Raw genomic sequence first — 382 nt, forward strand, 5'->3', positions numbered from 1 at the left:
CAAAGTTTCTCAGTGCAACCAGAATACGCAGCGACTTACGCGAATCTGACGACAGCACAAACCGTCAACACCATCTACAAAAACCTGTTCGGCCACGAAGCTGATCCAGCAGGTCTGACCTACTGGGCAGGCCAAATCACTGGCGGCAGCGTATCCGTTGGTGTTGCAGCCCTGTCCATCCTGGGCGGCGCGACTGGTGCAGACAAAACAGCCGTAGACTCCAAAGTCGCTGCTGCCACCTCCTTCACCACAGCTGTTGATACCACCAAAGAAATCACTGCCTACGCAGGTGTTGATGCCAACGCCACAGCCAAAGTATGGCTGAGCAAAGTCGTTGACGCTGCCACACTGGCCACAGCCCAGTCCACAGCCGATGCCACCA

The 382-nt window shown here is 56.0% G+C and carries 1 protein-coding gene; it reads left to right on the top strand.

Annotation, left to right across the window (positions count from 1 at the left end):
* Positions 1-12: 12 nt before the first annotated feature.
* The coding region (locus ACO0LH_RS28570) for a DUF4214 domain-containing protein (RefSeq protein ID WP_422944537.1) at positions 13-382 on the top strand (370 nt) is incomplete at its 3' end.

The organism is Undibacterium sp. TJN19 (assembly GCF_049339485.1).
Lineage (GTDB): Bacteria > Pseudomonadota > Gammaproteobacteria > Burkholderiales > Burkholderiaceae_D > Undibacterium.